The 20,725-nt window shown below is 62.2% G+C and carries 36 protein-coding genes and 2 pseudogenes; 1 reads left to right on the top strand and 37 read right to left on the bottom strand.

Annotated features, from left to right (window positions below):
* Positions 1-7 precede the first annotated feature (7 nt).
* The 25 genes from TK90_RS13290 to TK90_RS13170 form a co-directional block, all read right to left on the bottom strand.
* Positions 8-457, bottom strand: coding sequence for a hypothetical protein (locus TK90_RS13290; RefSeq protein WP_013006493.1), 450 nt, complete (start codon positions 455-457; stop codon positions 8-10).
* Positions 458-1,006: 549 nt separating this feature from the next.
* Positions 1,007-1,363, bottom strand: coding sequence for a hypothetical protein (locus tag TK90_RS13280; protein ID WP_013006491.1), 357 nt, complete (start codon positions 1,361-1,363; stop codon positions 1,007-1,009).
* A complete protein-coding gene (locus TK90_RS14920; RefSeq protein ID WP_083767915.1) occupies positions 1,360-1,575 on the bottom strand; it encodes a hypothetical protein in 216 nt (71 codons plus the stop codon). The genes TK90_RS13280 and TK90_RS14920 overlap by 4 nt, the downstream gene beginning before the upstream one ends.
* A gap of 34 nt (positions 1,576-1,609) precedes the next feature.
* The gene (locus TK90_RS13275) at positions 1,610-1,897 is read right to left on the bottom strand and encodes a hypothetical protein (RefSeq protein ID WP_013006490.1); all 288 of its coding nucleotides are present in this window, start codon (positions 1,895-1,897) and stop codon (positions 1,610-1,612) included.
* Complete coding sequence (locus tag TK90_RS15185; RefSeq protein WP_013006489.1) at positions 1,890-2,318, bottom strand: hypothetical protein; 429 nt, start codon at positions 2,316-2,318, stop codon at positions 1,890-1,892. Before TK90_RS15185 ends, TK90_RS13275 begins: the two co-directional genes overlap by 8 nt.
* A gap of 138 nt (positions 2,319-2,456) precedes the next feature.
* A complete protein-coding gene (locus TK90_RS13265) occupies positions 2,457-3,260 on the bottom strand; it encodes a hypothetical protein (RefSeq protein WP_013006488.1) in 804 nt (267 codons plus the stop codon).
* A 114-nt stretch (positions 3,261-3,374) separates the two neighbouring features.
* Positions 3,375-3,794, bottom strand: a complete 420-nt coding sequence (locus tag TK90_RS13260; RefSeq protein WP_244406400.1) for a hypothetical protein — start codon at positions 3,792-3,794, stop codon at positions 3,375-3,377.
* Between the two features lie 249 nt (positions 3,795-4,043).
* The gene (locus tag TK90_RS15400; RefSeq protein ID WP_026288350.1) at positions 4,044-4,598 is read right to left on the bottom strand and encodes a hypothetical protein; all 555 of its coding nucleotides are present in this window, start codon (positions 4,596-4,598) and stop codon (positions 4,044-4,046) included.
* Positions 4,599-4,618: 20 nt separating this feature from the next.
* On the bottom strand, positions 4,619-5,275 hold the full coding sequence (locus tag TK90_RS13250; RefSeq protein ID WP_013006485.1) for a hypothetical protein: 657 nt from the start codon (positions 5,273-5,275) through the stop codon (positions 4,619-4,621).
* Positions 5,276-5,280: 5 nt separating this feature from the next.
* Entirely contained in the window at positions 5,281-5,622 is a 342-nt protein-coding gene (locus TK90_RS13245) for a hypothetical protein (RefSeq protein ID WP_013006484.1), read from the bottom strand.
* 66 nt (positions 5,623-5,688) lie between these two features.
* Positions 5,689-6,060, bottom strand: coding sequence for a hypothetical protein (locus tag TK90_RS13240; protein WP_013006483.1), 372 nt, complete (start codon positions 6,058-6,060; stop codon positions 5,689-5,691).
* Positions 6,061-6,209: 149 nt separating this feature from the next.
* Positions 6,210-6,590, bottom strand: coding sequence for a hypothetical protein (locus TK90_RS13235; RefSeq protein WP_013006482.1), 381 nt, complete (start codon positions 6,588-6,590; stop codon positions 6,210-6,212).
* A 142-nt stretch (positions 6,591-6,732) separates the two neighbouring features.
* On the bottom strand, positions 6,733-7,053 hold the full coding sequence (locus TK90_RS13230) for a hypothetical protein (RefSeq protein ID WP_013006481.1): 321 nt from the start codon (positions 7,051-7,053) through the stop codon (positions 6,733-6,735).
* Positions 7,054-7,123: 70 nt separating this feature from the next.
* Positions 7,124-7,513, bottom strand: a complete 390-nt coding sequence (locus TK90_RS13225) for a hypothetical protein (protein ID WP_013006480.1) — start codon at positions 7,511-7,513, stop codon at positions 7,124-7,126.
* Positions 7,514-7,612: 99 nt separating this feature from the next.
* Complete coding sequence (locus TK90_RS13220; protein ID WP_013006479.1) at positions 7,613-8,092, bottom strand: hypothetical protein; 480 nt, start codon at positions 8,090-8,092, stop codon at positions 7,613-7,615.
* 147 nt (positions 8,093-8,239) lie between these two features.
* On the bottom strand, positions 8,240-8,602 hold the full coding sequence (locus tag TK90_RS13215) for a hypothetical protein (RefSeq protein ID WP_013006478.1): 363 nt from the start codon (positions 8,600-8,602) through the stop codon (positions 8,240-8,242).
* A 53-nt stretch (positions 8,603-8,655) separates the two neighbouring features.
* Positions 8,656-8,850: a hypothetical protein gene (locus TK90_RS13210; RefSeq protein WP_013006477.1), complete on the bottom strand. Its 195-nt coding sequence runs from the start codon at positions 8,848-8,850 to the stop codon at positions 8,656-8,658.
* Positions 8,847-9,026, bottom strand: coding sequence for a hypothetical protein (locus TK90_RS13205; protein WP_013006476.1), 180 nt, complete (start codon positions 9,024-9,026; stop codon positions 8,847-8,849). Before TK90_RS13205 ends, TK90_RS13210 begins: the two co-directional genes overlap by 4 nt.
* A 294-nt stretch (positions 9,027-9,320) precedes the next feature.
* The gene (locus TK90_RS13200; protein ID WP_013006474.1) at positions 9,321-9,560 is read right to left on the bottom strand and encodes a hypothetical protein; all 240 of its coding nucleotides are present in this window, start codon (positions 9,558-9,560) and stop codon (positions 9,321-9,323) included.
* 251 nt (positions 9,561-9,811) lie between these two features.
* On the bottom strand, positions 9,812-10,345 hold the full coding sequence (locus tag TK90_RS13195) for a hypothetical protein (RefSeq protein ID WP_013006473.1): 534 nt from the start codon (positions 10,343-10,345) through the stop codon (positions 9,812-9,814).
* On the bottom strand, positions 10,342-10,806 hold the full coding sequence (locus TK90_RS13190) for a hypothetical protein (protein WP_013006472.1): 465 nt from the start codon (positions 10,804-10,806) through the stop codon (positions 10,342-10,344). The genes TK90_RS13195 and TK90_RS13190 overlap by 4 nt, the downstream gene beginning before the upstream one ends.
* A gap of 216 nt (positions 10,807-11,022) precedes the next feature.
* The gene (locus TK90_RS13185; RefSeq protein WP_013006471.1) at positions 11,023-11,310 is read right to left on the bottom strand and encodes a hypothetical protein; all 288 of its coding nucleotides are present in this window, start codon (positions 11,308-11,310) and stop codon (positions 11,023-11,025) included.
* The gene (locus TK90_RS13180) at positions 11,303-11,593 is read right to left on the bottom strand and encodes a hypothetical protein (protein ID WP_013006470.1); all 291 of its coding nucleotides are present in this window, start codon (positions 11,591-11,593) and stop codon (positions 11,303-11,305) included. Before TK90_RS13180 ends, TK90_RS13185 begins: the two co-directional genes overlap by 8 nt.
* A gap of 97 nt (positions 11,594-11,690) precedes the next feature.
* A complete protein-coding gene (locus TK90_RS13175; protein ID WP_013006469.1) occupies positions 11,691-11,957 on the bottom strand; it encodes a hypothetical protein in 267 nt (88 codons plus the stop codon).
* Positions 11,958-12,110: 153 nt separating this feature from the next.
* Entirely contained in the window at positions 12,111-12,548 is a 438-nt protein-coding gene (locus tag TK90_RS13170; protein ID WP_013006468.1) for a PQQ-binding-like beta-propeller repeat protein, read from the bottom strand.
* Here TK90_RS13170 and TK90_RS15285 point away from each other — a divergent pair.
* The gene (locus TK90_RS15285; protein ID WP_168021588.1) at positions 12,538-12,822 is read left to right on the top strand and encodes a hypothetical protein; all 285 of its coding nucleotides are present in this window, start codon (positions 12,538-12,540) and stop codon (positions 12,820-12,822) included. The two genes, TK90_RS13170 and TK90_RS15285, sit on opposite strands and share 11 nt — an antisense overlap.
* Before the next feature lie 58 nt (positions 12,823-12,880).
* Here TK90_RS15285 and TK90_RS13165 read toward each other — a convergent pair whose 3' ends face one another.
* From TK90_RS13165 to TK90_RS13110, 12 genes and pseudogenes are all read right to left on the bottom strand, one after another.
* Positions 12,881-13,096 carry a hypothetical protein gene (locus tag TK90_RS13165; RefSeq protein WP_013006466.1) on the bottom strand — a complete coding sequence of 72 codons (216 nt, stop codon included), beginning with the start codon at positions 13,094-13,096 and terminating at the stop codon, positions 12,881-12,883.
* Between the two features lie 46 nt (positions 13,097-13,142).
* Positions 13,143-13,538, bottom strand: coding sequence for a hypothetical protein (locus tag TK90_RS13160; RefSeq protein WP_013006465.1), 396 nt, complete (start codon positions 13,536-13,538; stop codon positions 13,143-13,145).
* A 42-nt stretch (positions 13,539-13,580) separates the two neighbouring features.
* On the bottom strand, positions 13,581-13,970 hold the full coding sequence (locus TK90_RS13155; RefSeq protein ID WP_013006464.1) for a hypothetical protein: 390 nt from the start codon (positions 13,968-13,970) through the stop codon (positions 13,581-13,583).
* Positions 13,971-14,021: 51 nt separating this feature from the next.
* A complete protein-coding gene (locus TK90_RS13150) occupies positions 14,022-14,594 on the bottom strand; it encodes an HD domain-containing protein (protein ID WP_013006463.1) in 573 nt (190 codons plus the stop codon).
* Positions 14,587-14,850 carry a hypothetical protein gene (locus tag TK90_RS13145; RefSeq protein ID WP_013006462.1) on the bottom strand — a complete coding sequence of 88 codons (264 nt, stop codon included), beginning with the start codon at positions 14,848-14,850 and terminating at the stop codon, positions 14,587-14,589. The genes TK90_RS13150 and TK90_RS13145 overlap by 8 nt, the downstream gene beginning before the upstream one ends.
* A 38-nt stretch (positions 14,851-14,888) precedes the next feature.
* Positions 14,889-15,131 carry a hypothetical protein gene (locus TK90_RS13140; protein ID WP_013006461.1) on the bottom strand — a complete coding sequence of 81 codons (243 nt, stop codon included), beginning with the start codon at positions 15,129-15,131 and terminating at the stop codon, positions 14,889-14,891.
* A 261-nt stretch (positions 15,132-15,392) separates the two neighbouring features.
* On the bottom strand, positions 15,393-16,109 hold the full coding sequence (locus TK90_RS13135; RefSeq protein ID WP_026288197.1) for a hypothetical protein: 717 nt from the start codon (positions 16,107-16,109) through the stop codon (positions 15,393-15,395).
* 79 nt (positions 16,110-16,188) lie between these two features.
* Positions 16,189-17,349 (bottom strand): annotated as a pseudogene (locus tag TK90_RS13130) (ribonucleoside-diphosphate reductase); the annotation flags it as partial.
* 296 nt (positions 17,350-17,645) lie between these two features.
* Positions 17,646-18,596 (bottom strand): annotated as a pseudogene (locus TK90_RS13125) (ribonucleotide reductase N-terminal alpha domain-containing protein); the annotation flags it as partial.
* A 147-nt stretch (positions 18,597-18,743) separates the two neighbouring features.
* Positions 18,744-19,214 carry a hypothetical protein gene (locus tag TK90_RS13120; protein ID WP_013006460.1) on the bottom strand — a complete coding sequence of 157 codons (471 nt, stop codon included), beginning with the start codon at positions 19,212-19,214 and terminating at the stop codon, positions 18,744-18,746.
* 89 nt (positions 19,215-19,303) lie between these two features.
* The gene (locus TK90_RS13115; RefSeq protein WP_013006459.1) at positions 19,304-20,062 is read right to left on the bottom strand and encodes a single-stranded DNA-binding protein; all 759 of its coding nucleotides are present in this window, start codon (positions 20,060-20,062) and stop codon (positions 19,304-19,306) included.
* A gap of 190 nt (positions 20,063-20,252) precedes the next feature.
* Positions 20,253-20,725: hypothetical protein (locus tag TK90_RS13110; protein ID WP_244406399.1), on the bottom strand; the 473-nt coding region annotated here is incomplete at its 5' end.

Here is a 20,725-nt window from a genome sequence, read left to right as displayed (position 1 = left end):
GTCGAGTTTACGGCTCCGCGTTTCCCGATCCCTCTCGGCTCGCGAGATGATTCCGGATTTCGGTCGCAATCAACAGGACGACCAGAGTGGCCGCAACCGCTACCAAGGGGGCGATCATGGATGCCTGCACATCGGGCAAATGCGATTGTTGCGCATCGTGGAGGATCCACATCACCCCAGCGGCGCCGATCAACGACAAATTGATCAGGAACAAGCCGTCGAGGAGTTTTACCGCCATCTCGTGCGCGCTGCCCTGGGCCTTGTTCCATGTCAGGCCCGCCAAGCCATACCCCGCGAAAATCAGTCCGCCGGTTCCGTTGACCGCCACCACCGCAAGCCAGGACTTGAGGGCGCTTGAGACGTCCTCGTCGCCAAGATGGATCTCAAAGCCCCGAAGCGCCACCAGAAGCACGAGTGAGACCAACAGCAGAACGTGTCCACCAATCTTCCATTTCATCACTGTATGCTCCTTGTGCTGGCGAAATCTTTCGGCTCGAGGCCGTTGACTGTTTGCTCGAGTTGCGACAGTGCCTGAAGGAGACACTGCTTCTGCGAGTCTTCGCATTTGTCTCCGTGATGCGGCATTGGCGCGACCAATCCGCGGAAGCGTTCTATGAGGCCCTCCATCTCGGCAAGGGTGGATTCATAGTGTGATTGGGCTTTCTCGCACATAACGTTCTCCTGGCCGGCTTCGGGCCGGTTCCGTTGATTGAGGCTCCAGCGTAGCGAATCGCGTGGTCTTGTCGATTTTTCGCACCGTGTGATCGCCGTTTCTGACGGGTGTTTCCCGTGTCGCACTCCGACTGGGAGGGCCCGGCATCCCGATGGCGGTTGCCTGCGCCACCTTGCACCAGATGGCATCGCCGCCGGGTGCGGTGAAGCGCCTCCAGTGCCCACCGGTACGCATCCTCGTCCGGCAGGGCACCGAGAATGTTGCGGACCCGGTACGATCCGGGACCTGAACGGTCGCCTGGCTCGATGATGTCGCCGTAGGCGGTTCCCCTGACTATTCGATAACCACATCCAGGTCTCGCGCCAGACGGTCACCGGGCGTTTGGCCGGTCAGGATCTCGTAGCGGCGCTCGATTCCCCGGAAGTTCGAAACGGTAAGGCATGGCGCATGGCGGCGGCCGACCCCGCAACCCTCTTCCATCAGACGGGAGACCGTGCCGCGCAACTCAGGGTGAGCCTCGACCATCTGGGTGACCTTTTCATATCGCTCGTCGCTGATCTCACTGGGATACACCGTTGTCATGATTACGATAATCGCTACTATCAAACCGATGGCCATTGCGAAGAGTCGAACCCACTCCCAGGCTGTCATCTTGTTGATGTTGTTGTTGTCTAGTTCGTCGGTACTCACTTTTCACCTCCGTTGTGATGTTCTCGGTCAGGCCTTCCAGGCTCCGTTTGCTGTTGTCGTGCCAGTTCAACCTCGCGGTCGAGCCAGCCTTGTGCTTCCTTCTCGCTGGAAAAACCCATCCCTATAACCAACCCATCGTCGCGCTCCACAAACCACCCGGATGGTTTTGCCCGGACGGTGAAGGTGCGGGCTCCCAGCTGTTTTGACGTCATCTCGATGCCCCCCAATCATCGGCCGCAGCGAACACTATTCGCCCCGGTTCTCGCGGGACACCCAGCGTATCCGGGCGGTACCCGGCTCGGGCGTGGCTTCCAGCAGGGTCTTCCGGGATAGGACTTGAACCGCTCCGTCCTTCTTGCCCACCTCAACCGCCTGGATCTCGTAGCGGTACCGCGCGTTGTGGGCGAGGTAATGACTCCGAGCCGAGCGCTTGATCGGTTCGATCCGCGCATAAGGGGTCGATTCCCAGTCGGGGGACGCCGCGGGTAGTACCGGATATCGGTAGGCGCGGACGATGTAGCCGGTCTCAGCCATTGCCATGCGCCTCGCTCGTCGCTTGTTCGGCGGCCTCGATTGCGGCATCCACCGCGTCCTCACGGGTGGCGACCGTCGAGAGATCGGTCTTGAACGGGACACGGACCGCCAGCGCCGCACTCCGGTCTTCCTCCGATTCCTGATCCACGCCGAAACGCAACCAGGCGCCGTGCTTCACCAGGAAACGACCGCGTCGCGCATCCTGCGCCTGATTCGCATCTTCGTGACCCACTTCGGACACCGAGGGCAGGGCTGCCATCAGATCCGCCACCTCATGCAACCAGTCCTGCACGTCGCTGACGTCCCACATATAAGCCTCGGGGTCTTCCTCCGCACCGAGGACCTCCGCCAGCTCAATCAGGATCTCGTGCAGGCGCACACCTGATTCCTTTGGCCGTGGGGTCGAGGGCGTCTGTTCCATGCGGGGCTCCTTGATCTGTTAGTTCGCTTCCATGCTATCGCCCGGCCGTGGCCTGTCGATTTCTTCCGCCATCCCCAAACGAAAAACCCGGGCCGCCGAAGCGACGCGGGTAAGAGGCGTTTTCCTTTCTCGGGGTCGCTATGCGGCCACCGCCTCCGGACCGCGGGGCTTGAAGTAGCCGGGCCCCAACAGATCTTCCTCTCGCGGGCGCCCGAAACCTTCCTCTCGTTCCTCGATCATCACGCCGTACGCCAGCTTGATGGCCCGACGCCAGAATCGCGGCGCATCGCTGATCGCGCCGCCGTCGTCCTCGTCAATCGCCACGTAGGCGAGGTGACCCACCTCACCGTGAATCGATCCATCGCTCATGCGCACGCCACCCTGTTCCCAGATCGCCTCGAACGCCTCCGAGAGCGAGGGTTGCTTCTCCGCCTCTTGCAGCGCGACGAGCCCGTCCAGATGACCGCAGGCCTGTACGCGACTGGCGGCCACGAAAAGCGCCTGCATTTCCGGCGGCGCGACGTCGACCCGCAGACCCCCACGGACAAACGCATCCATCATCTGATCCGGTTTGCGCATCACCAGCGCCACCTCCGCCGCGGTGTGCATGTCCTTTGCGCCGCGAATACAGGATACCTCGAACTGCACCTCGTCCCGGACGGAGTCGGTGACCGCCAGCAGGGCGAACCGTGTCGCATCGGTGGTGCGCTGAACCTTGCGCCCGGTTTCCTCGACACCGCTCGACAGCTCCGATTGGTGATCTCGGTCAAAAGCCACCATCGGCTCCTGATAGCCTGCCTTCAGGGCGGCATTGCGGGCCCGTTCGATATGCACCCCCTTTGCGCGTTCGGCTGCCTCGACCGCAGTTGAGTAGGTGTAGACGCTCGGGTCTCCAGACGCCGTGTGGCAGGCGAGGGTGACGACTTCGTTGATCTTCGACATTGGATATTTCCTTAGCGGCTCTGCGCCGCTTGCGTTGATGGAGGCTTCATCGTAACGAGTCCTTCAGATCTGTCGATTTTCAGGCTGCGCCCCACTTGTGCCCCACTCGTTCCCTTACTTATCCAGGATCGTCTCCTCGGGAGGTCTGTGGTTCGCCCTCTCTTGTGCAATCCTGATCGACTGAAGCAGATCCGCCACGGGTGGCGCATTGACGGTTCGCTCATACCTCGCTTCAATGCTTGAAAGCTCCGCCTCCTGGATGCACATCGGCTTTACGTTGCCGCCGTATTTGCAGCCGCTCTCCAGCTTCTCCAAAACGATCGCATGCAGATCCGGCCGCTCCTCGACGATCTGCCCCAGTCGTTCGTATTCCTCGGTACTGATTTCGCCCCCCAAGTCTGGGTTGAACGCACTAGGTGTGCTGAACGCACTAGATCCCAAGACAACCTCCAAAACCAGTGTGGTGCCTATGACTATGATTATGATTAAGGCGTACGGCATTTTGTATTCCGTTTTCCTCAGTGAATAGAACACGAATTGTTTTTCTACGTCCTGGGGCCATCCTGAACTCCAACTTCCTTTTGTCGATTTTCCATGGCCTCTTCGTGTTCGCGCGGCGCGCGAATCCATCCCCTTGTCACGGCGAAACGGAAGGGCTTCTCGGATTCGCCCCGGCGCATTCCGGAACGCCACACGGGTGAGGCAGGGGCTCACCGCGCCCGGTTCGCGCTGAACATAGGGGTTCGGCGTGGTCGCTTCTGCTGACGCGCGCCCTCGACCCGCTCAGCAATAATCTTCGTACGGTGTTCCCTCCAGCCCGTCCTTCGGCACGCGCTCACCGCGGTTATGTCGCCGCAGCGCCCGCGCTTTCTCCCAAATCGCCTCTCCCGGGTAGCGGTCGATCAACGGCTCGGGGTCGATGCCCTCGATGACCGCCAGATGCTTGCAGGCCGCGATCCAGGCGCCGCGCTCACCATGGTCCTGTATCCAGAAGCACTTCTGGTGAAAATCGCCGTTGACCATCTTACGGACCATGAAGGCGCGGTACTCGTGCTCGCGCCCCCAGGCATAGTCGACTAGATAGGGCTGAATCCCGCCGACCGGCGACATCCCTTTGCTGGGTCGTTCTCGTTTTTTGCGTTCTCGCGCGGCCTGCTGTCCATCCAGAAGCTCTTGATCAAAGGCCTCGGCTGCGGCTCGGGCCCTCTCGATTTCCGCGGGCGTATCCCGTCCCACCTTCGCCGGGAATGACCGGTGGAAGATCCGTCCATCAACGCTTCGGCGAACGATGAATCCGTAGTTCCCCCACGGGGAGGGCGTTGTCGTGAAGTCTCGCATCGTGTTCTCGTTCGACGGGGCTAGTCCGCGCCCTCGATCACCGCTTGGAGGTGCCGGTAGGTCCGAAGGGCGAACGTTTCACCCTCCGGGGCACGCCACTGTGGGCATTCGTGATCCATCCGGGCGCACAGGGCGCCCCACCCGCGCGCCAGGGCGTCCCATTGCGGGCTGGCGGCGCGCAGCAGACGCAGGCTCTCGGGGGCCGCTTCCGGCACCTGATCGATCAGCAGGCGGCACCGGCGCAGATCCGAGGGGTCGTGCGGGTAATGGATGGCCTCGGGCAGATCCGCCCCGTTGAGATCGGCTTTCAGTGCGCCCGCCAGCGTGTTGGCGGACAGGCCGGGCTCGCCATGGGCGCCCCAGTGTCGCAGGCGCTCCATGACCGGGGCATCCGGCCCCGGGGCGCTGGCCTTGGCGTCCTCGTCCAGTGCCCGGGTGCGGGCCGCCAGCGCATCCGGCGGGCCGATGAAGAAGGTCCACCCGGTCCGTGCGGCCAGGTCCATACTCAAATGGAGGTTTTCTTCCTCCTCTGACAGGCCGCGCATCAGGGCGTTGAGCAGGCGCATCGATACCCCGTTGGGGCCTTCGACACCAATGCAGCCATCGGGCAGCTCATGGACGGTGAACCGATTGGTCGTGCGTCCCTCGTTGGCGTGAACCGTCATGTAATCCGACATAATACTTACCCCTCCCTGGATGATTTCATTCGCGCCGAGGCATCGAGTCGCTCGACGATGCGCTGCCCGGGACTGGTGTGCCGCACGTATTCCAGCAGATCCGGGTTCTCGGCCTCCATTTCTTCGAGACTGGCGACCAGCTCCCGGGCCCGCTGAACCGCGGGGCTCTCGTCCAGGGCTCGCACGAACGTCCGGGACGCGCCCTCCAGCAGAGCGACCGTGTCACGGTCGACCGGGGCGGAATACCAGTCCTCGCCATTGGTGGTGAGATGCAGGTTGATCCCGGCCGCTGTGCGTTCCAGTCGAACTTCATGCGGCCCCTGCTTGCGGGTCACTTCCTTGTTCATGGTCGAATCTCCGCTGTGGATCGATGGGGTTCCAAGGTCTTAGCTGTTGGCCGTTCCGGCATCACCTCAATCCTTGTGCAGACCCTCGTGTTCGGCATACGGATACTCTGCGTCCGCCTTGGCGCGTTCCCCCTTGCGGGTCGCCATCTCGAGATCGCGCCCCGGGGCCAGGATAAACGTCCCTGTGCGACCGGTGTGGTGGCGATCGACGGACAGGCGCTCGATCTTGCCCTGCGCCTCCAGCCACGCGGCGAACCCGATATTCGGGGTCATGCCAGGGGCCGGGGCTTCTCCGGCTGCCACGGCGTTCACGTAGGCCTCGCCCAGCGCGAACAGGTCCAAATCCTCCAGCGCGCGGGCGAACACGTCCACACCAAAGTCGTCGAACTCCCCCGAGTCGAGGGTGAAGATGCGGTCCTTATCGACTGAATGACTCATGGTATTCTCCTGCCGGCTTCGGGCCGGTATCCGTGATGGGTATGGTTCCAGAATAGCCGAGGAGGGCGGGTTGTCGATTTCTTCTCCCGCCCTCCGTCGATCCGCCTTGCGGTGGGCTCTCGCTCGGATGTTTCTCGAGAACTCGGGGGTTATTCGCCCCGATGGAACGGCTCGAACGGGCAGCGCGCCGCCGGGGTCGGCGTGATTCCGGTTGCTACCGCATTGTCCCAACTCAGGCCGCAGGACAGGCAGGTCACCTTGTCGCGGGCCTCGTCGCCCGGTTGCAGCGGCCGCACCTCGAAGTCGTCCGGGATATCCTCGGAGGTGAGGCGCGTCTGGAATGTGAGGACCGTTTCCTCGGCATCCTCGATTTCGGGTGCGGCCAGGGTGACCACCCACCAGTCCTCATCCAGGCCGTCGCCGTATTCGTTGGCCTCCTCGGCATCCGCGAACGGGCCGATATGACTCATACCATCGACAGGGTTGCCGACGATGAGGATGGCCGGGCTGATGTCATTGATCGTTTCCATGGGGATTCTCCTACCGGCTTCGGGCCGGTTCCGTTGAATGAGGCTCCAGCGTAGCGAATCGCGTGGTCTTGTCGATTTTTTGGAGCGTGTGATCGCCGTTTCTGACGGGCATTCCCCGTGTCTCACCCCAACTCGAAGCGTGCTACATCCTGGTAACTGGTTGCTGTGCCACCTTGCGACAGGTGGCGTCCCCGCCGGGCGCCGCCCCAACCCCTGCCGGCAGGATGCGCCCCGTCCCGGTGTCCACGACACTCAGATCAAAGTCCTCCAGTCGTTCAACCGCGACGGTGCGGTGAAAGGCCTCCAGCGCCCACAGGTACGCATCCTCGTCGGGCAGCGCACGGGGAATGTCGCTGATCCGGTACGCGCCAGGTACTGAGCGGTCGTCCGGTTCGGTGATGTCTCCGTGCGCAGTCGCCAGGATCAGGAGTGATCGGTTGGACTGCTCAGAGGTATCGGGCATCAACAGGAACGCTCCTCGCGCCCGACCCCGGGGCGCGGTGACTGTGTGGGATGGGGCCGCTGGCGTTCGTTCAGCCCAGCGGGTCCAGTTCGCGGAGCAGGAGGGTCACGAGCCACGGCGGAAGGTCAGTCCCGGTTTTCTCGCACGACACACCGCCGATCGACTCGCACTCGGTCGGTTCTTCATCCTCGCTCAGCAGCCGACCGGCCTTCGTGTCGAGCACGAAGATCGCGAGGTCTTCAACGAAGGCGATCCCATGACTCTCATGGAACGTCTCCAGCGCGTAGTATGCGGCCTCATCGTCGGTCACACGAGCCGGGATGCCGTCTACGCTGTAGACGCCCGGGATGGCGCTATCATCCCCTTTGAATTCGTCCCCATCCGGCGGCAGCATGTGGCGCTCGGGCAGCACAACAACAAGGACGTTGCGGTAGGGGCTTTCAGTGTTCGTTTGAGACACGGTGGTAATCCTCTTTGCCGGCTTCGGGCCGAGTCCGCCGCCCGGACGATGCCGGGCGGATTTCGGTCGTGTGGAGTGAGGGCGTCGTGGATCGCAGACCTATCGGCTCACGGCGGAATCGGCGTGGGACTGCTCGGCCCCGATGTAGCCTCGGACCTTGTCGCGGCGCACGTTGGCGGCCATATTTGCCCAGTCCATACCCGAAAAGAACTGAGCCGCCAGGTCTCCGGAATTCACACCGATAATGGCCTGCAAGCGGCCAAGGGCCTCATCGAACTCGGGGGTCTCTATGTCGCAGCGCGCCAGGGCGACGATGCACTCCTCGACCTCGGGGTTCTCGTTAATCAGTTCGGGGTCCGGGAGATCCATGAAGAATCTGGGCTCGGAGCCCGCGCGGATCAGACCGTAGGCGGCCTCCAATGGCGAAATCGTCTCGGTCTTCTGGTCGCCTGCATCCGCGACGATCTCCCCCGTAACCGCTTCTTGAGCCAGACCTTCGACCGATTGCTCCAGTACCTCCGGGTTCTCGGCGTAGAAGGTCACGGTGACGGTCTTGCGATAGTAGTTCTGTTGCGACATTGAAAAGCTCCTGCCGGCTCCGGGCCGGTATCCGTTGATGGAGACTCCAGCGTATCGAAGACGCCGGATCTGTCGATTATTGGCAGTGGACCGCGGGGCGTGCATCCGTGCCGATGGGGCGAGGAGTGCCGTACAGGGGCGGCCGGGCTAGTCGATGGACACCCCTACGTCCCGCGCCAGACGATCGCTGATCTTTTTGCCGGTCAGGATGTCGTAACGTTTTTCGATCTCCTGGGCGTCCCAATAGGTCAGACACGTCCCATGTCGAACCGGCAGGCCGCATCCTCCTTCCATCAGGCGGGCGACCGTCCCCTTCAGCTCAGGTTGAGCCTCGACCATCTGGGTGATTTCCTCATATCGCTCGTCACTGATCTCGGCGCCGATCACAAGCAGAACGCTGATTAACCAACTAACCGCTAACACAACAAACACAGCAGGCCCAATGAGCACCACCCGATCAAAGAGCGACCTATTGGTTTCGTCGTTGTCGCAGGATTCGTGGCTATGCATACGTCACCTCCGCTGCAATCGGGTCATTCGAGGGCGAGAGTCGACGTTCAACTTCATCCTCTGATGACCTCCAGCGGGATGATGCAGACCGACTCGAGCTCGTCCGTCTTCAGGTAGGATTCGCGCTTTTCATGCAGCCAGGACGGATTGACGTCGTGCTCGTACTCGCTCATGCAGGCCAGCGCCTCGGGGCCGTACTGCCTGGGGTAGTCGCACTTGCGCTGCGCCATGAGGACAAAGATTTTCACGAGGCTTCTCCTTTTTCTTGTTCGGCCAGCGCCAGCTCGCGGTCAAGCCAGTCTTGCGCTTTCTTCTCGGTGGGGAATCCCACCCCCATCAAGAAACCGTCGTCGCGCACCACAGCCCACCCGGACGTTTTCTCCCGGACGGTGAATGTGTGATCCCCCAGTTGTCTTGACGTCATCCCGATGCTCCCCATCAGCGCCCGCGGGCGTTCTTCGTGTTCCGCACCCGCGCTTCGCAAATCCTCACGGCACAATCACGCCGGTGGTGGTGCCCCGTCTGAGGGTCGAGGTAATAGACGCCCGAACCAACCCTGCCGCCTTGATCTTCAGGATTTTTCAGGCGCTTCCACCGGAACGACCACAGCGTTAGTGAATCCAGGACCGGAACGACCAAGGGCCGAACAAGGAAGCGGCCAATGGCCCGCTTGTATGCTGGTCGGTTATGGCTATTGCTGTACATTGCGACACCCCTCCTATTCGTCCGGGACGTTCTCGATTTGGTCAGGGTTGAGGGCGATCTCTTTGCCATCCTCGGTGACCCAGATCACCTTGCCATCTTCCAGGACGGTCCGTTGGGAATTCCAGTGGACCTGGGTTTCCCCTACATAGATCGGCGTACCGTCTTCCTCGATGCCTTGCACCAGGGCGACGCCTTCGATCACTTCCTTGGTGCCATTGAGCAGGGTATCCGTGCCTTTGATTCGCAGTTCCATGATGATTCTCCTGCCGGCTCCGGGCCGGTTCCGTTGAATGAGGCTTCAGCGTAGCGAACGCCGCGGATCTGTCGAGTTTATAGGGCGCTCGTCATAGGCCAGGGCCTGTGGCAGGCTATCCCTGTTCGGGTCCAATGGATCTCACGTCCCGATGGGGCCGTGGTTGCAAACGTCAGATGGATGGACCCATGTCCGGTTCCGACCGGTATTCACTGGCCTTCGGGCCGGTGGCTGTCAGCTCTCCAGGTCCACTACCGGCCTCGGGCTGCCTCGATGCGTTCCATCACCGAGCGCTTGAGGCGGACCGGGTTGGAGATCCGGACCATGCGAAAATCACCCTCACCGCCGGCGCCACTGGACGACACCTCCAGCGACCCCACCATGAGCAGCCGGTCGATGATGCCGCGGCGGATGGTTGGAATCCGAGCATTGTCGTAATACAGCGCCCGTTGCTTGTTGGCGACGAGTCCGACCGAGGCGTGCAGGTACTCCGGGTGCATCTGCCAGGTGTAGTAGTACCGGGACAGCATGATCCAGGCGGCCATGCCCAGGGCCCCGGCTATTCCCAGGAGCATCCCCAGGGTGCCAATCCCTGTTTCACCCAGACCGGGGAGGTTGAAGCTGGCCCCGGCAAGATCCCGCAGCAGCTGCGACTCCTGCCGCGCCAGGCCGGCGGCGGCGGTCGGGGCATACAGACCGCCCGCCAGCAGGGCGGCGCCGATCAGCAGGCGTCCGTAGAAAGCCCGGATGGCCGGGCGGATGACGATAGGGGGTTCCGTGTTCATGCGCGCGTGCCCTGATGTTCCCGTTCGACGACCTTCACCATTTCCAGGTAGTCCTGCCACCGGTATTGGTGATTGTCCGACTCGCCGGGGGCGTCCGGGTCGTCATCTTGCTGGCGGCACAAGGCCCGCGCGGCACGCTCGCGCCAGTCCGCCTCCGGGAGCACCGGTCGTTTGATCGCATGGTACGCCCGCCAGACGCACCCGTAGATGTGGTCCGGATCGGGATAGAAGTCGAGTCCGCCTTCGTCGCGGTTTTTCCCGTCCCGCAACAACGGCCCGTGGACGGCGTCGGTCAGCTCCTTGCGGACCTCTCCCAGGGCTTTTCGGCTGCGCTCGAGCAAGCCGAGTACCTGGTGCCGGGCCACTTCCACCTCACGGCTGTCGCGATCACCCGCCTGCCGGCTGGCGCGGACCAGGTTCTCCACCCATTCCTCTACGTGTTCTTTCGTCACTCGCTCCATGTTCCTTTCGCTCCCGTTCCTGTCCTAGCGCCCATTCCAGGGCCTTTTCCCATGCCTTCCCGGCGTTTCCGGCGCTGGCGATCGCGCGCCCATCGGGCAGTTCGACCACATACCCTCGAATCCCGAGCGCCTCGCGCTGGCGGCACCGAGCCCCAGGAAGCCTTCCCAGGGCGTCTGCCTTGGGGGTCGCGCCCGGCATTGGGCCGCGGGCGAACACTATGCGCCCCCGTTCTCGCAGGACACCCAGCGTAGCCGGGCGGCACCCGGCTCGGGCGCAGCTTCCAGTAGGGGCGCCCGAGACAGGACTTGTACCGCTCCGTCGTTCTTTCCCACCTCAACCGCCTGGATCTCGTAGCGGTACCGCGCGTTGTGGGCGAGGTAATGACTCCGAGCCGAGCGCTTGATCGGTTCGATCCGCGCATAAGGGGTCGATTCCCAGTCGGGGGACGCCGCGGGTAGTACCGGATATCGGTAGGCGCGGACGATGTAGCCGGTCTCAGCCATTGCCATGCGCCTCGCTCGTCGCTTGTTCGGCGGCCTCGATTGCGGCATCCACCGCGTCCTCACGGGTGGCGACCGTCGAGAGATCGGTCTTGAACGGGACACGGACCGCCAGCGCCGCACTCCGGTCTTCCTCCGATTCCTGATCCACGCCGAAACGCAACCAGGCGCCGTTCTCCACCAGGAAGCGCCCGCGTCGAGCATCCGCACTGTCAGCGTCGGATCCGGGGGGTGTCGGTGTGGTCTGTTCCATGCGTTCTTCCTTGTTCTGACTGTTCGCTTCCATGCTATCGCTCGGCTTGGGTCTGTCGATTTCTTCGGGCGTCAGCGCCCACCACGCCAGGGGAACGGCTTCAGACCCGCCGGGCAGGTAGGGTGTGCCTCTATCCGACAAGCGGGCCGAACGCCTGAACCCGCCGGGCCCAAGCCTGAAATCCCTCGTCTGCACCTACCATCGAATGAATCAGCTCGCCTCGGGATCGGGCGATCTCCACGACCTTGCCGCGTACACCGTGTTGCACGAGAACCCAGCCCCGCCAGCCGTTCTCCTGAAACAGTGCCAGGCGCAGGGCTGTGCTGAAATCATCGGCGCGGTCGGCCGGGTGCTGGCGGCGGATATAGGGGCGGTACTTCTTGTGATGACTGCTCATGGCTTCCGTCCGTGGATGTCTTCCACGTTCCTAGCGTAGCCAAGACCCGGACAGCGGTCGATTTCTCGGTTGGCACCCCGGACACAAAAAACCCGCGCCGCCGAGGCGACACGGGTGGGGTAGGGGTGGCACCCCCGTTATGCCGAACGCGGGCTAGCCCGATGTGCACGTGTCACTGGTCTGGCGGATCTTGCGGACGGTGTTGTCAAGACTCCCGGAGTACACATTCCCGGCGCCGTCGACGGCGACGCCGTAGACCCGATCGGAATGCCCGGTAAAGCTCCAGACCTCGCTCCCGTCCGGGTCGATCTTGCGGACGGTGTTGTCACGGCTCCCGGAGTACACATTCCCGGCGCCGTCGACGGCGACGCCGTAGACGCTGCTGGAATGCCCCTCGAACTTCCAGACCTCCTCGACGCTCGTCCCATCACAGAGATCTTCTTTACCACCCCCACCGGTCGCCACGAAACTCGCGGTGTCGGGAAGGATGACGCGGTAGTTGGCACTTTCGGCGAAGGCGGCCCCGCCCAGGGTCAGCGCCATGCCGGCGGCCGCCAGGGCGTTCAGGGGAGTACGGTAATTGATCGTCATCAGGACGCTCCTTGTCCAGGGGGTTCTTCCAGGGTCTCTTGAGATTAGAGCCCGCGACGCCTTTGGTGTTGTCAAAGGTCGTTCCCCGGACAAAAAAAAGCCCCGCCAAAGCGGGGCTGGTGGGCTAAAGCTCCTCAGTGAGCCGCTCACGCAGCTCATAGAGGAGGGAAGGATCCTTCCGGCAATCCCGAAGGATGTGCAGAAGGGTGAGAATGTCCTTTTCGGACAGGGCAGAGAAGTCGACATCGTCGAACATCGCAGCCTCCTGGGCTGATGGGTGAATTTCCGCTTGGATCTACAAGCATTGATTTCACCCGCCAGAGGCTGGCTGTTCAGGTGATGGCTATCTCCTTCATTGCGTCCCGAATGTCCTCCGCCGACCAGGCATCGGTCGGGGCGTTGGTCGTTCCGCACGAGGGGCAATCCTCATCCACCTCGCCGTCCCAGGCGGTCCAGTATTCATGGCCGCAGGAACAGGTGTAGGTGAGGACAAAGCCCTCGTCGAGCGCCCAGACATGGGCCTCTAGCATATCGCTCGCAAATGACATAGTGGTTCTCCTCAAGAAAAAGGCACCCCGAAGGGTGCCCGTTGGGTTACGCGACCAGGTCCGCACGCTCAGCGGGGGTGATCGTGTCTTTCAGGCGGAAACGAAGTTCGATCGCCGCCTGCTTGCTGGTATCCGACTCCGAACCGTCTTCCAGGATCGGGGCCACCTGTTGCTTGAAGCGATGACCCTCGGACCACTGGCCCCACATCATCAGGGCAAAGTAGAGGGTACCGCGCTCGGTGGCGTCCAGGTCGAACCCGGACTCGGGGCGGATGTTGATCTTCTCGCACAGCGCTTCGATCTCATCCTCGTCCAGCAGCTTCCACTCACAGATCGACCGGATATCCGGCGAATCCGTGAACAGCAACTGCGTGGCCCGCAGAGCCGCCAGCACCAGGGTGATGTCGCCCGCACGAAGCGGGACGTTTTTCGTATCGCTCATGGTGTTTCTCCTCAAGAAGCCCTCAACGGGCGTTGGTAGTAGTTACCGGGGCTGCGTCTGGATTCGACCCGTGGCGCCCATCGGATCCCGAATGCTGGCGTCGTGAAAGACGTCGGCCTGATCCTCGGACACCCAGCCCTGGTCGTTACTCCAGTAGAGCTGTTCGCCATCCTCTTTGTGACCGGCGATTAAAAACGCGCCCGGGGCGTCGGGATCCACATGGCTCCAGTACATCCCCAGGGCTGTCTCCAGCCCTTCGAGGTACGCCGGATCTTCCACATCGATTCCTGCGCAGGCATGCGCCAGCACAAGACTCCCCACGATGTCGGGCAGGTCGGGATCGTGCGTGACGGTCCCCGATGTCCCATGCTCGTTTTCCGAGAGGGTGATTTCGATGCCGTCGACCGGCAGCTTGATGTTGCGTTCAGACATGGTGTTTCTCCTTGAATGCGCCCCCGTAGGGGCGGGTAGGGGTGTTGCCGTTCAGGCGGTCAGGATGGCGGGGTTCTCTCGGAGATCGGCCCGCAGGCGCTCCTCGTAGTCTTCGACCAGCCGAAAGGCTTCCGCTCGCAAGAGACGGTCGCCTTCCTGCATGACCTCCAGCAGTTGCCGCTTCTCGCGCAGGTACACTCGCGCAAAGTTCGGGTCGTGCCGAAAGATCGAACGGGAGTTGTCGATCAGATCCGCCAGCTTCACGGTCTGGGCCGGCATTGGAGACTGGGCAAGATGCGCCCGGTCCAATGCCTTCCGCTCGGCTCGATTGCCGTCCTCGGGCCGACTCACATCGGTGAGCCAGTAGACGAGGGAGGCGACCTTGCCACCGAATTCCCGCTCGATGTCCGACAGCTCGACGTCAGTATCCTCCACCGTGTCGTGCAGCCAGGCAGCGGCCAACATCGACTCGGTGTGATCCACCGAACGCACGAGCGCCACGACAGCGGCCGGATGCACGATGTAAGGCTCGCCGGTGTACTTGCGTACCTGACCCACACGCGCGTGGGCTGCGGTCGCAAACCGACGCGCCCGGTCCTCCAGCTTCGTTTCGCGATCAGACATGATCATCTCCCAGACCCATGCGGATCCTGGTGAGTTGATGCTCCTTGATGCGGTTGTACTCCGCCACTTCAGACTGACCAATGAACAATGGGCGATGCAGATCCGGCGGGAGTGGATTCCCGTCCAGGTCCAACGCCTTTTCGCCGACTCGGGCGGTCTTCAGGTGGCTCAGGTACTCCGGCACCCCAAGACCTCCGTGATACGCGTAGGCGTTGCCCACATAGACTTCGTCGTCTCGCTTTCCGATGCAATGCATGGTGGTTCTCCTCAAATGCGCCCAGAGGGCGGTTGGGTTCAGTGGATCAGTCCCGCTTCACGGGCTTCCTGTCGACAGCTCTCCCGAAATGCTCGGGCTTCTTCAAGCGCCGCTTGCTTCTGGTCGAACTTAAAACGATTACGGTCCAGGCAGACGATCTTCCCGCGCAGCTTGGGTACCCAGTAACTGCGGAAGTCGCCGTCCTCGATCACGCTGATGGTCCCTGCGTAGGCACGCGGAGCCATTGCGTAATAGACCAGCTTCGACTCTCGTTCCGTCATGGTGTTTCTCCTGAAAAACCTCCCGCTCAAGGGGAGGGTGGGTGTATCACGCTCGGGAATGCCCGATGCGCGCCTTATCCAACACCGGGTGAGGGTGCTGGCTTAAAGACGGTGGAGCGGGGCAGGGCCCCTGGATCTGGATGGATCCGGGTGCATTCCCCGACGAACCCTTATTCGCCCGGGAATGCACCCCGAAGGGTGCTCAAAAACCCCGCGTCCGAAATGAACGCGGGGGTGTGGGTTTGCGGTGTAATCAAAGGCTTATAAGCACTTCGAATACCCGCAGTCGAGGCAGGTCGGACAGCCATCCATCATCTGGGTGGCACCGCCGCACTGGGGACAATCGCCCTGCTGCGGAACGCCCGATTCTTCACCCGGAGGCGGGGTCTGGACCGCCGCCGGACGGACCGGCGAGATTTGACCCTGATAGGCCTCCACCAAATCCCACAAGGGGAGCTGGTTGCCATCCAGGTCCAGGAACCCTCGACGATAGAGGATCATCTGGATGGAATAGGCAATCGCGGCGGCTTCGGAGTTGTGATACACCGGCTTGCGGTATTCATTCAATCCGCACCGCACTGGCCCCTTGTCCCACGTCACCTGACGCAGGTCCATTAGCGCCTGTGCGGCATAGCCACCGCGGGCGGCTAGGGAAAGGCTCCGCATGGTCGCGGAGATCCACTGGTACGAATCGGACTGCTGCCCGGTCGGCAGGAAGAACTCGATCGGCCGTTCAATCACGACCTTCTCGCCATCCACCATACCCTCGACCGGCATGAAGCTGACCAGCAGGTAGACCGTCTGTTTGCCGTCTTGGGTGTAGTAGCAGATCTTCTGTGAAACTGCCGGTAACTCCCCTTCCGGCCGCGACGAAATGCGCCGCTCCAGGGGGTCAATGTCCGCCGGCTTGTTTTCCGCCGGGGCCTGGGGCCCGCCGCCGCGATGGACGGCGATAATGGGCTTCTTGATTTCCTTCATGTCCATTTGGATCTCTCCTGAAAAAGGGGTACACGCCCCCAGCCGGGGAACGTGTCCCCGGTGGGGTTGAAAGCAGGGCCTACAGCATTCCGTAGTACCCCTCCTCAATCGCGGCGAACAGGTTGGCGGCCGTGTGTTCCTGGCCGTTGTGCCAAACCTTTTCGTTGCCACGCAGCGTGACCTCCTCGCCGTTGTCCTGAACGAACGTGAAGGTTTCCTTCTCGAGCTGCTTCGGGTCCATGAGGACGCCCATCGCGGACTTCGGGTTGTACCGGTAGGTGGTACAACCTTTCAGGCCACTCTCAAACGCCTCCAGGTACACGTTCTCGAAATCACCGAAGTCGATCTCAGTGGGAACGTTGACGGTCTTGGAGATGGACGAATCCACCCACTTTTGCGCCGCCGCCTGGACCTGCACATGCTCGGATACCGAGACGTCATTCGCGCTTCGCGCCGTGGCCGGCAGTTCCTCCGGACCCGCTTCCGGGTTGACGAAGTACCGATAGGCCAACAGCTCGAACGAATAGACGTCCTGGGACTCCTTCGACTGCTTGCCGGGCACGATGACGTTCCGGGTGTAGTGATGCATGAAGGAGGGTTCAATGCCATTGCTGGCATTGTTCCCGATGGACAGGGAAATCGTCCCGGTGGGGGCGATCGAGGTGGCGTGCGTAAACCGGGCGCCATGCTCGGCCAACTCCTCCACCAACTTCGGCTCCACCTCAGCGATGCGCTGCATGTACCGGCTGTACCGGGCATGCAGAACACGACCCTTGATGACATCGCCTACGGAATACCCGTCGCGAGCCATCTCCGGACGCTGCCGCATCATCTTCGGCGTGATCTCGAAGTCCTCGTCCAGGACCGGAGCCGGTCCCTTTTCCTTCGACAGCTCCAGACCCATCTTCCAGGACTCGACTGCCATCACCTGGGCCACCTCTTCCGTAAAGGCCAGAGAGCCCGCTTCCCCGTAGGGAAGCCCCATCATTGCCATCGTCGATCCGAGACCGAGAAACCCCATGCCGTGACGACGCTTGCGCATGATCTCCTCGCGCTGCGCCTCAAGAGGCAAGCCCGAGCGATCCACGACGTTGTCCAGCATCCGCGTGAAGATCCGCACCACCTTCTTGAACCGGGCCCAGTCGAACTCGGCCTTCTCCGTAAAGGGGTCCTTCACAAACCGCGTCAGATTGACGCTGCCCAACAGGCAGGCGCCATCCGGAGGTAAGGGCTGTTCACCACCGCACTGTTACTTTCACCGGCTACCCGGCTACTGACCCGGCCCGAAGGCAGGGCGGGGAGGCGCTTCGGCGCTCCCTCTCCCGTTTCTGGGTTCGACGCGAACATCGAACGGCGTTATCCGGGAGTCCAGACTGTCGCTCCATCTCCTGCTCCCAGGAGAGCCCAATCACTCAGTCGTTCAGGCTGCACGGGATCGCTCCCTGCTTGCCCCCTGTCATCCCCGCCGGGATTTCCAAGTCGATCAGATCGGGTGTTTCCATGCTGCGTCACCGCAGCAGGCCGCATGGTTACTTACGGGTTGGTGGCCCTGATGGTCTCGCAGAACCAGTTGTTGTTCATCTCGTTGATACGATCCACGAGAATGAACCCCGGCTCCGCGTGGTCAAAGGTCGACTGCATGACCTTGTCCCACAGCTCCCGAGCACGCACCGTGCGATACACACGGCATGCCACTCGGCCGTCATCGTCCAACGTGTACCCATCCTCGATCACCGGCCAGTCGCGGTAGATGATCTCGTGGTCTTCCTCCGACTCGCTGGGGAGCAAGGGGAAGGCCAGCTTCCAGTCCGCGTCAGCCTTGACGGCTTCCACGAACTCGTCGCGAATGAGCAGAGACAGGTTGAACTTGGTCAGGCGCCCCTTGGCGCGCTTCGCAGCAATGAATTGCTCCACGTCCGGGTGCCCGATATCGAAGGTGCCCATCTGCGCCCCGCGACGCCCTCCAGCGGAGGACACGGTGGCGCATGTGGCATCGAAGATGTCCATGAAAGTGAGCGGACCACTCGTTTCGGCACCAGCGCCGGATACGGTGGCCCCCTTCGGACGGAGGGTGCTGAAGTCGTAACCGATACCGGCTCCAGACTTCAGGGTCATCCCGGCCGCCACGGTGGCTTCCAGGATATCCCGCATCGAATCCCGAACCGTTCGGGATACCGTGCAGTTGATCAGGGTGGTCGCGGGCTTGAAGGCCTGCGCCCCTGCGTTGGACAGGATACGCCCCGCAGGGATCGCCCCATTCTCCAAGGCCCAACGGAAGTCCGCTTCGTGCTTCTCGCGAACTTCTTCCGGTTCCTCGGAGGCGAGGTCTGCGGCCACCCGGCTGAACATGCCATCGAGGTCACCGTCAACCGGCGCCCCATTCATATCCTTGAGGTGGTACTTGCTATCCCAGATACCCAGCGAGGCCGCCTGGTAGGGAACGTCCTGGGTGTTACGGGCAACATCGCCCGAGATTACTTCCGACATGGTTTTCTCCTTGCCTCCAACCTTGGAGGTCTTGAATGAACCAGCAAGGCTGGCGGAGGCCATGATCCCCGGTTCAACCGGGAGACTCAAGGTGCCGCCAACCCGACCGGGGTGAAGTTTACGCGGGACAGGCCCGCGATCAAGCTCCTACTGGGTGACCCGGTAGGTGTTTCCGTGACGAATCAACCGGACCGGCTGACCTACACCGAAGGATTGGTCGACGCCCTGGGTGACAACCACCTGGCGACCGTCTTCAAGCTCTACCTGGAGCTCCAATCCTTGCTGCTGCGCCATCCGCTGATCAGCTCGAGAGCCAATCGCCGATCCCGCCGCTGCTGCCGCGGTCTGCGCGATCCGTCGCGTCGCACCATCGCTTACCTGGTTGCCTACCGCAGCTCCCGCCGCAGCACCGGCAATGGCGCCAATGGTTCCACGCTGACCCGCACGCGAGTCCTCCTGGACCCGAACACTACGGATATCAGTCACGGTTCCGTTCACAACGGTACCCGGAGTCCGGGCCTGATTGACGGAGTAGTCCCCGCTGCCGATCGGCGTATTCGCACAACCGACCATCACCAGGGATGCCAGAACAACAATCACGAGCTTCATCTTTCGCATGGTGTTTCTCCTGAACATGCGACCCCGCTCCACCGGGACCGCTGAATAAGCACAAAACCCGAGGAGGGGCTAAAGAAGCGCGGAATGCGCTATTCCCACCGAAAACCCAGCGGCGGCTCCTGCTGCTTGGCAGGGGCCGGACGGGGGGGCTTTCCCAGGGAAGGTTTCGACCGCTCTTGCGGCTCATGGGTGGTTTCTCCTGAACGCTCGAGTTCCTGCATACGCTCCTCAGCCGTAACCACGCGTGGCTGAAACCGCGGTGAACGCGATTCCTCCGACGTGCGGTAGACCGGCTCTTTGCGCTCTACAGAGGTTGAGGGCTCAGGGGAGGGTGGTGAACGCCGTTCCCGGCGCGGTGAGCTTGACGCAAAACCTGAGTCAGAACCCTGACCAAAATTGAAGCTCATCCCGACACCGGTCACCGGGGGCGCTTGCTGCGCCACCGCAACCGGATCCGGTTTGGGCTTCGTTTCTGGGGTGGGCTCCGTGTTGCCTTCAGACCCGGAATCCTCCAAGCCCTGGATAACGCCGTCATCAGGATCGACAGCCGCCCGTACGACGCGAATGTGCTCCCCAATCAGGGTAACGGTCGTAAGGGTGGTGCCATGAACCTCGATACGCTTGGGCTCCATGTGTCCCTTCACAGAGACAAGAGCACCTTTCCTGGCGTACGAGAGCGCAGCCTCAGCCGCCTTGCCGAAAGCGATGACCTTGATCCAGCCACGGTCACCTCCCGGCTTATCCTGAGCGATGGACAACCGCACTGCGGTACCGCTCCGGATATTCAGGGGTTCGGGGTGAACCCCGAGCTCCCCCAGCAACGTGAAGTTACTGTCTGTCGTCATCATGGAAAACGTCTCCTATCTCTGGTTGAGAAGGGGAGACGCATCCTTCCCACTCGGGGAATGATGAATCTCCCCGGTGGGAAAAGGCCGAAAGGCCCGGTCGCTTGTTACCCCAGCGTCGGGCTTCTATCAGCTTCCATCCTACGCGCGCGAGACTGACACCCGCAAAGGTCGTTTCCCAGGTCGCAAACCGCTACTTCGAGCAGAAGCGATCCGCCACCATCATCAGCGCCACCATCGGCACCAGGGCGGACGCTACAACCATGCCCGCAACCACCTGCGTCAACCCAAGACCGATCACGCAGGCGCTCACGAAAACCGGCAAGGCCGTCGCCGCACATCCACCATGCTCGACAACACCATCGGCCTGACGACCCAGCGCTGCCACGAGACTCAGCAGGACGTAGCAGACTAAACCGACCCCCACCAGCGCAAGCTGCTCGAAACGCACACTGCCTTCCACGAGCGCTGTGATAGCAAGCGCGACCATCGCCCCCACCAGGGCCGCCATCGTGTGAAGACCAGGGCGCCCACGGGTCATCTGATCCTGAAGCCAACCCCAACCGTCCCGGTCGGTCGAGAACTCTGCTCGAATGTTTTCTTTCGACATCGAATCGCCTCCTTGCGACATCGCACCGCCGGCCGCGGTGCTGGCGGATCTACCGT

The organism is Thioalkalivibrio sp. K90mix, from assembly GCF_000025545.1.
Lineage (GTDB): Bacteria > Pseudomonadota > Gammaproteobacteria > Ectothiorhodospirales > Ectothiorhodospiraceae > Thioalkalivibrio.
Note: the sequence above shows the minus strand (reverse complement) of the source record. Positions and strands in the feature narration are given on the sequence as shown.

Coding starts and splice junctions, on each gene's coding strand:
- TK90_RS13275 (WP_013006490.1), bottom strand. CDS start 1,897: ATGGCTGAGACCGGCTACATCGTCCGCGCCTACCGATATCCGGTACTA.
- TK90_RS13170 (WP_013006468.1), bottom strand. CDS start 12,548: ATGACGATCAATTACCGTACTCCCCTGAACGCCCTGGCGGCCGCCGGC.
- TK90_RS13200 (WP_013006474.1), bottom strand. CDS start 9,560: ATGGAACTGCGAATCAAAGGCACGGATACCCTGCTCAATGGCACCAAG.
- TK90_RS15400 (WP_026288350.1), bottom strand. CDS start 4,598: ATGCGAGACTTCACGACAACGCCCTCCCCGTGGGGGAACTACGGATTC.
- TK90_RS13165 (WP_013006466.1), bottom strand. CDS start 13,096: ATGTCATTTGCGAGCGATATGCTAGAGGCCCATGTCTGGGCGCTCGAC.
- TK90_RS13250 (WP_013006485.1), bottom strand. CDS start 5,275: ATGTCGGATTACATGACGGTTCACGCCAACGAGGGACGCACGACCAAT.
- TK90_RS13145 (WP_013006462.1), bottom strand. CDS start 14,850: ATGCATTGCATCGGAAAGCGAGACGACGAAGTCTATGTGGGCAACGCC.
- TK90_RS13185 (WP_013006471.1), bottom strand. CDS start 11,310: ATGGCTGAGACCGGCTACATCGTCCGCGCCTACCGATATCCGGTACTA.
- TK90_RS13150 (WP_013006463.1), bottom strand. CDS start 14,594: ATGTCTGATCGCGAAACGAAGCTGGAGGACCGGGCGCGTCGGTTTGCG.
- TK90_RS13120 (WP_013006460.1), bottom strand. CDS start 19,214: ATGCGAAAGATGAAGCTCGTGATTGTTGTTCTGGCATCCCTGGTGATG.
- TK90_RS13205 (WP_013006476.1), bottom strand. CDS start 9,026: ATGACGTCAAGACAACTGGGGGATCACACATTCACCGTCCGGGAGAAA.
- TK90_RS13155 (WP_013006464.1), bottom strand. CDS start 13,970: ATGTCTGAACGCAACATCAAGCTGCCGGTCGACGGCATCGAAATCACC.
- TK90_RS13175 (WP_013006469.1), bottom strand. CDS start 11,957: ATGAGCAGTCATCACAAGAAGTACCGCCCCTATATCCGCCGCCAGCAC.
- TK90_RS13190 (WP_013006472.1), bottom strand. CDS start 10,806: ATGGAGCGAGTGACGAAAGAACACGTAGAGGAATGGGTGGAGAACCTG.
- TK90_RS13180 (WP_013006470.1), bottom strand. CDS start 11,593: ATGGAAGCGAACAGTCAGAACAAGGAAGAACGCATGGAACAGACCACA.
- TK90_RS14920 (WP_083767915.1), bottom strand. CDS start 1,575: ATGACGTCAAAACAGCTGGGAGCCCGCACCTTCACCGTCCGGGCAAAA.
- TK90_RS13245 (WP_013006484.1), bottom strand. CDS start 5,622: ATGAACAAGGAAGTGACCCGCAAGCAGGGGCCGCATGAAGTTCGACTG.
- TK90_RS13160 (WP_013006465.1), bottom strand. CDS start 13,538: ATGAGCGATACGAAAAACGTCCCGCTTCGTGCGGGCGACATCACCCTG.
- TK90_RS13290 (WP_013006493.1), bottom strand. CDS start 457: ATGAAATGGAAGATTGGTGGACACGTTCTGCTGTTGGTCTCACTCGTG.
- TK90_RS13230 (WP_013006481.1), bottom strand. CDS start 7,053: ATGCCCGATACCTCTGAGCAGTCCAACCGATCACTCCTGATCCTGGCG.
- TK90_RS13115 (WP_013006459.1), bottom strand. CDS start 20,062: ATGATGACGACAGACAGTAACTTCACGTTGCTGGGGGAGCTCGGGGTT.
- TK90_RS13195 (WP_013006473.1), bottom strand. CDS start 10,345: ATGAACACGGAACCCCCTATCGTCATCCGCCCGGCCATCCGGGCTTTC.
- TK90_RS13135 (WP_026288197.1), bottom strand. CDS start 16,109: ATGAAGGAAATCAAGAAGCCCATTATCGCCGTCCATCGCGGCGGCGGG.
- TK90_RS13220 (WP_013006479.1), bottom strand. CDS start 8,092: ATGTCGCAACAGAACTACTATCGCAAGACCGTCACCGTGACCTTCTAC.
- TK90_RS13235 (WP_013006482.1), bottom strand. CDS start 6,590: ATGGAAACGATCAATGACATCAGCCCGGCCATCCTCATCGTCGGCAAC.
- TK90_RS13215 (WP_013006478.1), bottom strand. CDS start 8,602: ATGCATAGCCACGAATCCTGCGACAACGACGAAACCAATAGGTCGCTC.
- TK90_RS13265 (WP_013006488.1), bottom strand. CDS start 3,260: ATGTCGAAGATCAACGAAGTCGTCACCCTCGCCTGCCACACGGCGTCT.
- TK90_RS13240 (WP_013006483.1), bottom strand. CDS start 6,060: ATGAGTCATTCAGTCGATAAGGACCGCATCTTCACCCTCGACTCGGGG.
- TK90_RS15185 (WP_013006489.1), bottom strand. CDS start 2,318: ATGGAACAGACGCCCTCGACCCCACGGCCAAAGGAATCAGGTGTGCGC.
- TK90_RS13140 (WP_013006461.1), bottom strand. CDS start 15,131: ATGACGGAACGAGAGTCGAAGCTGGTCTATTACGCAATGGCTCCGCGT.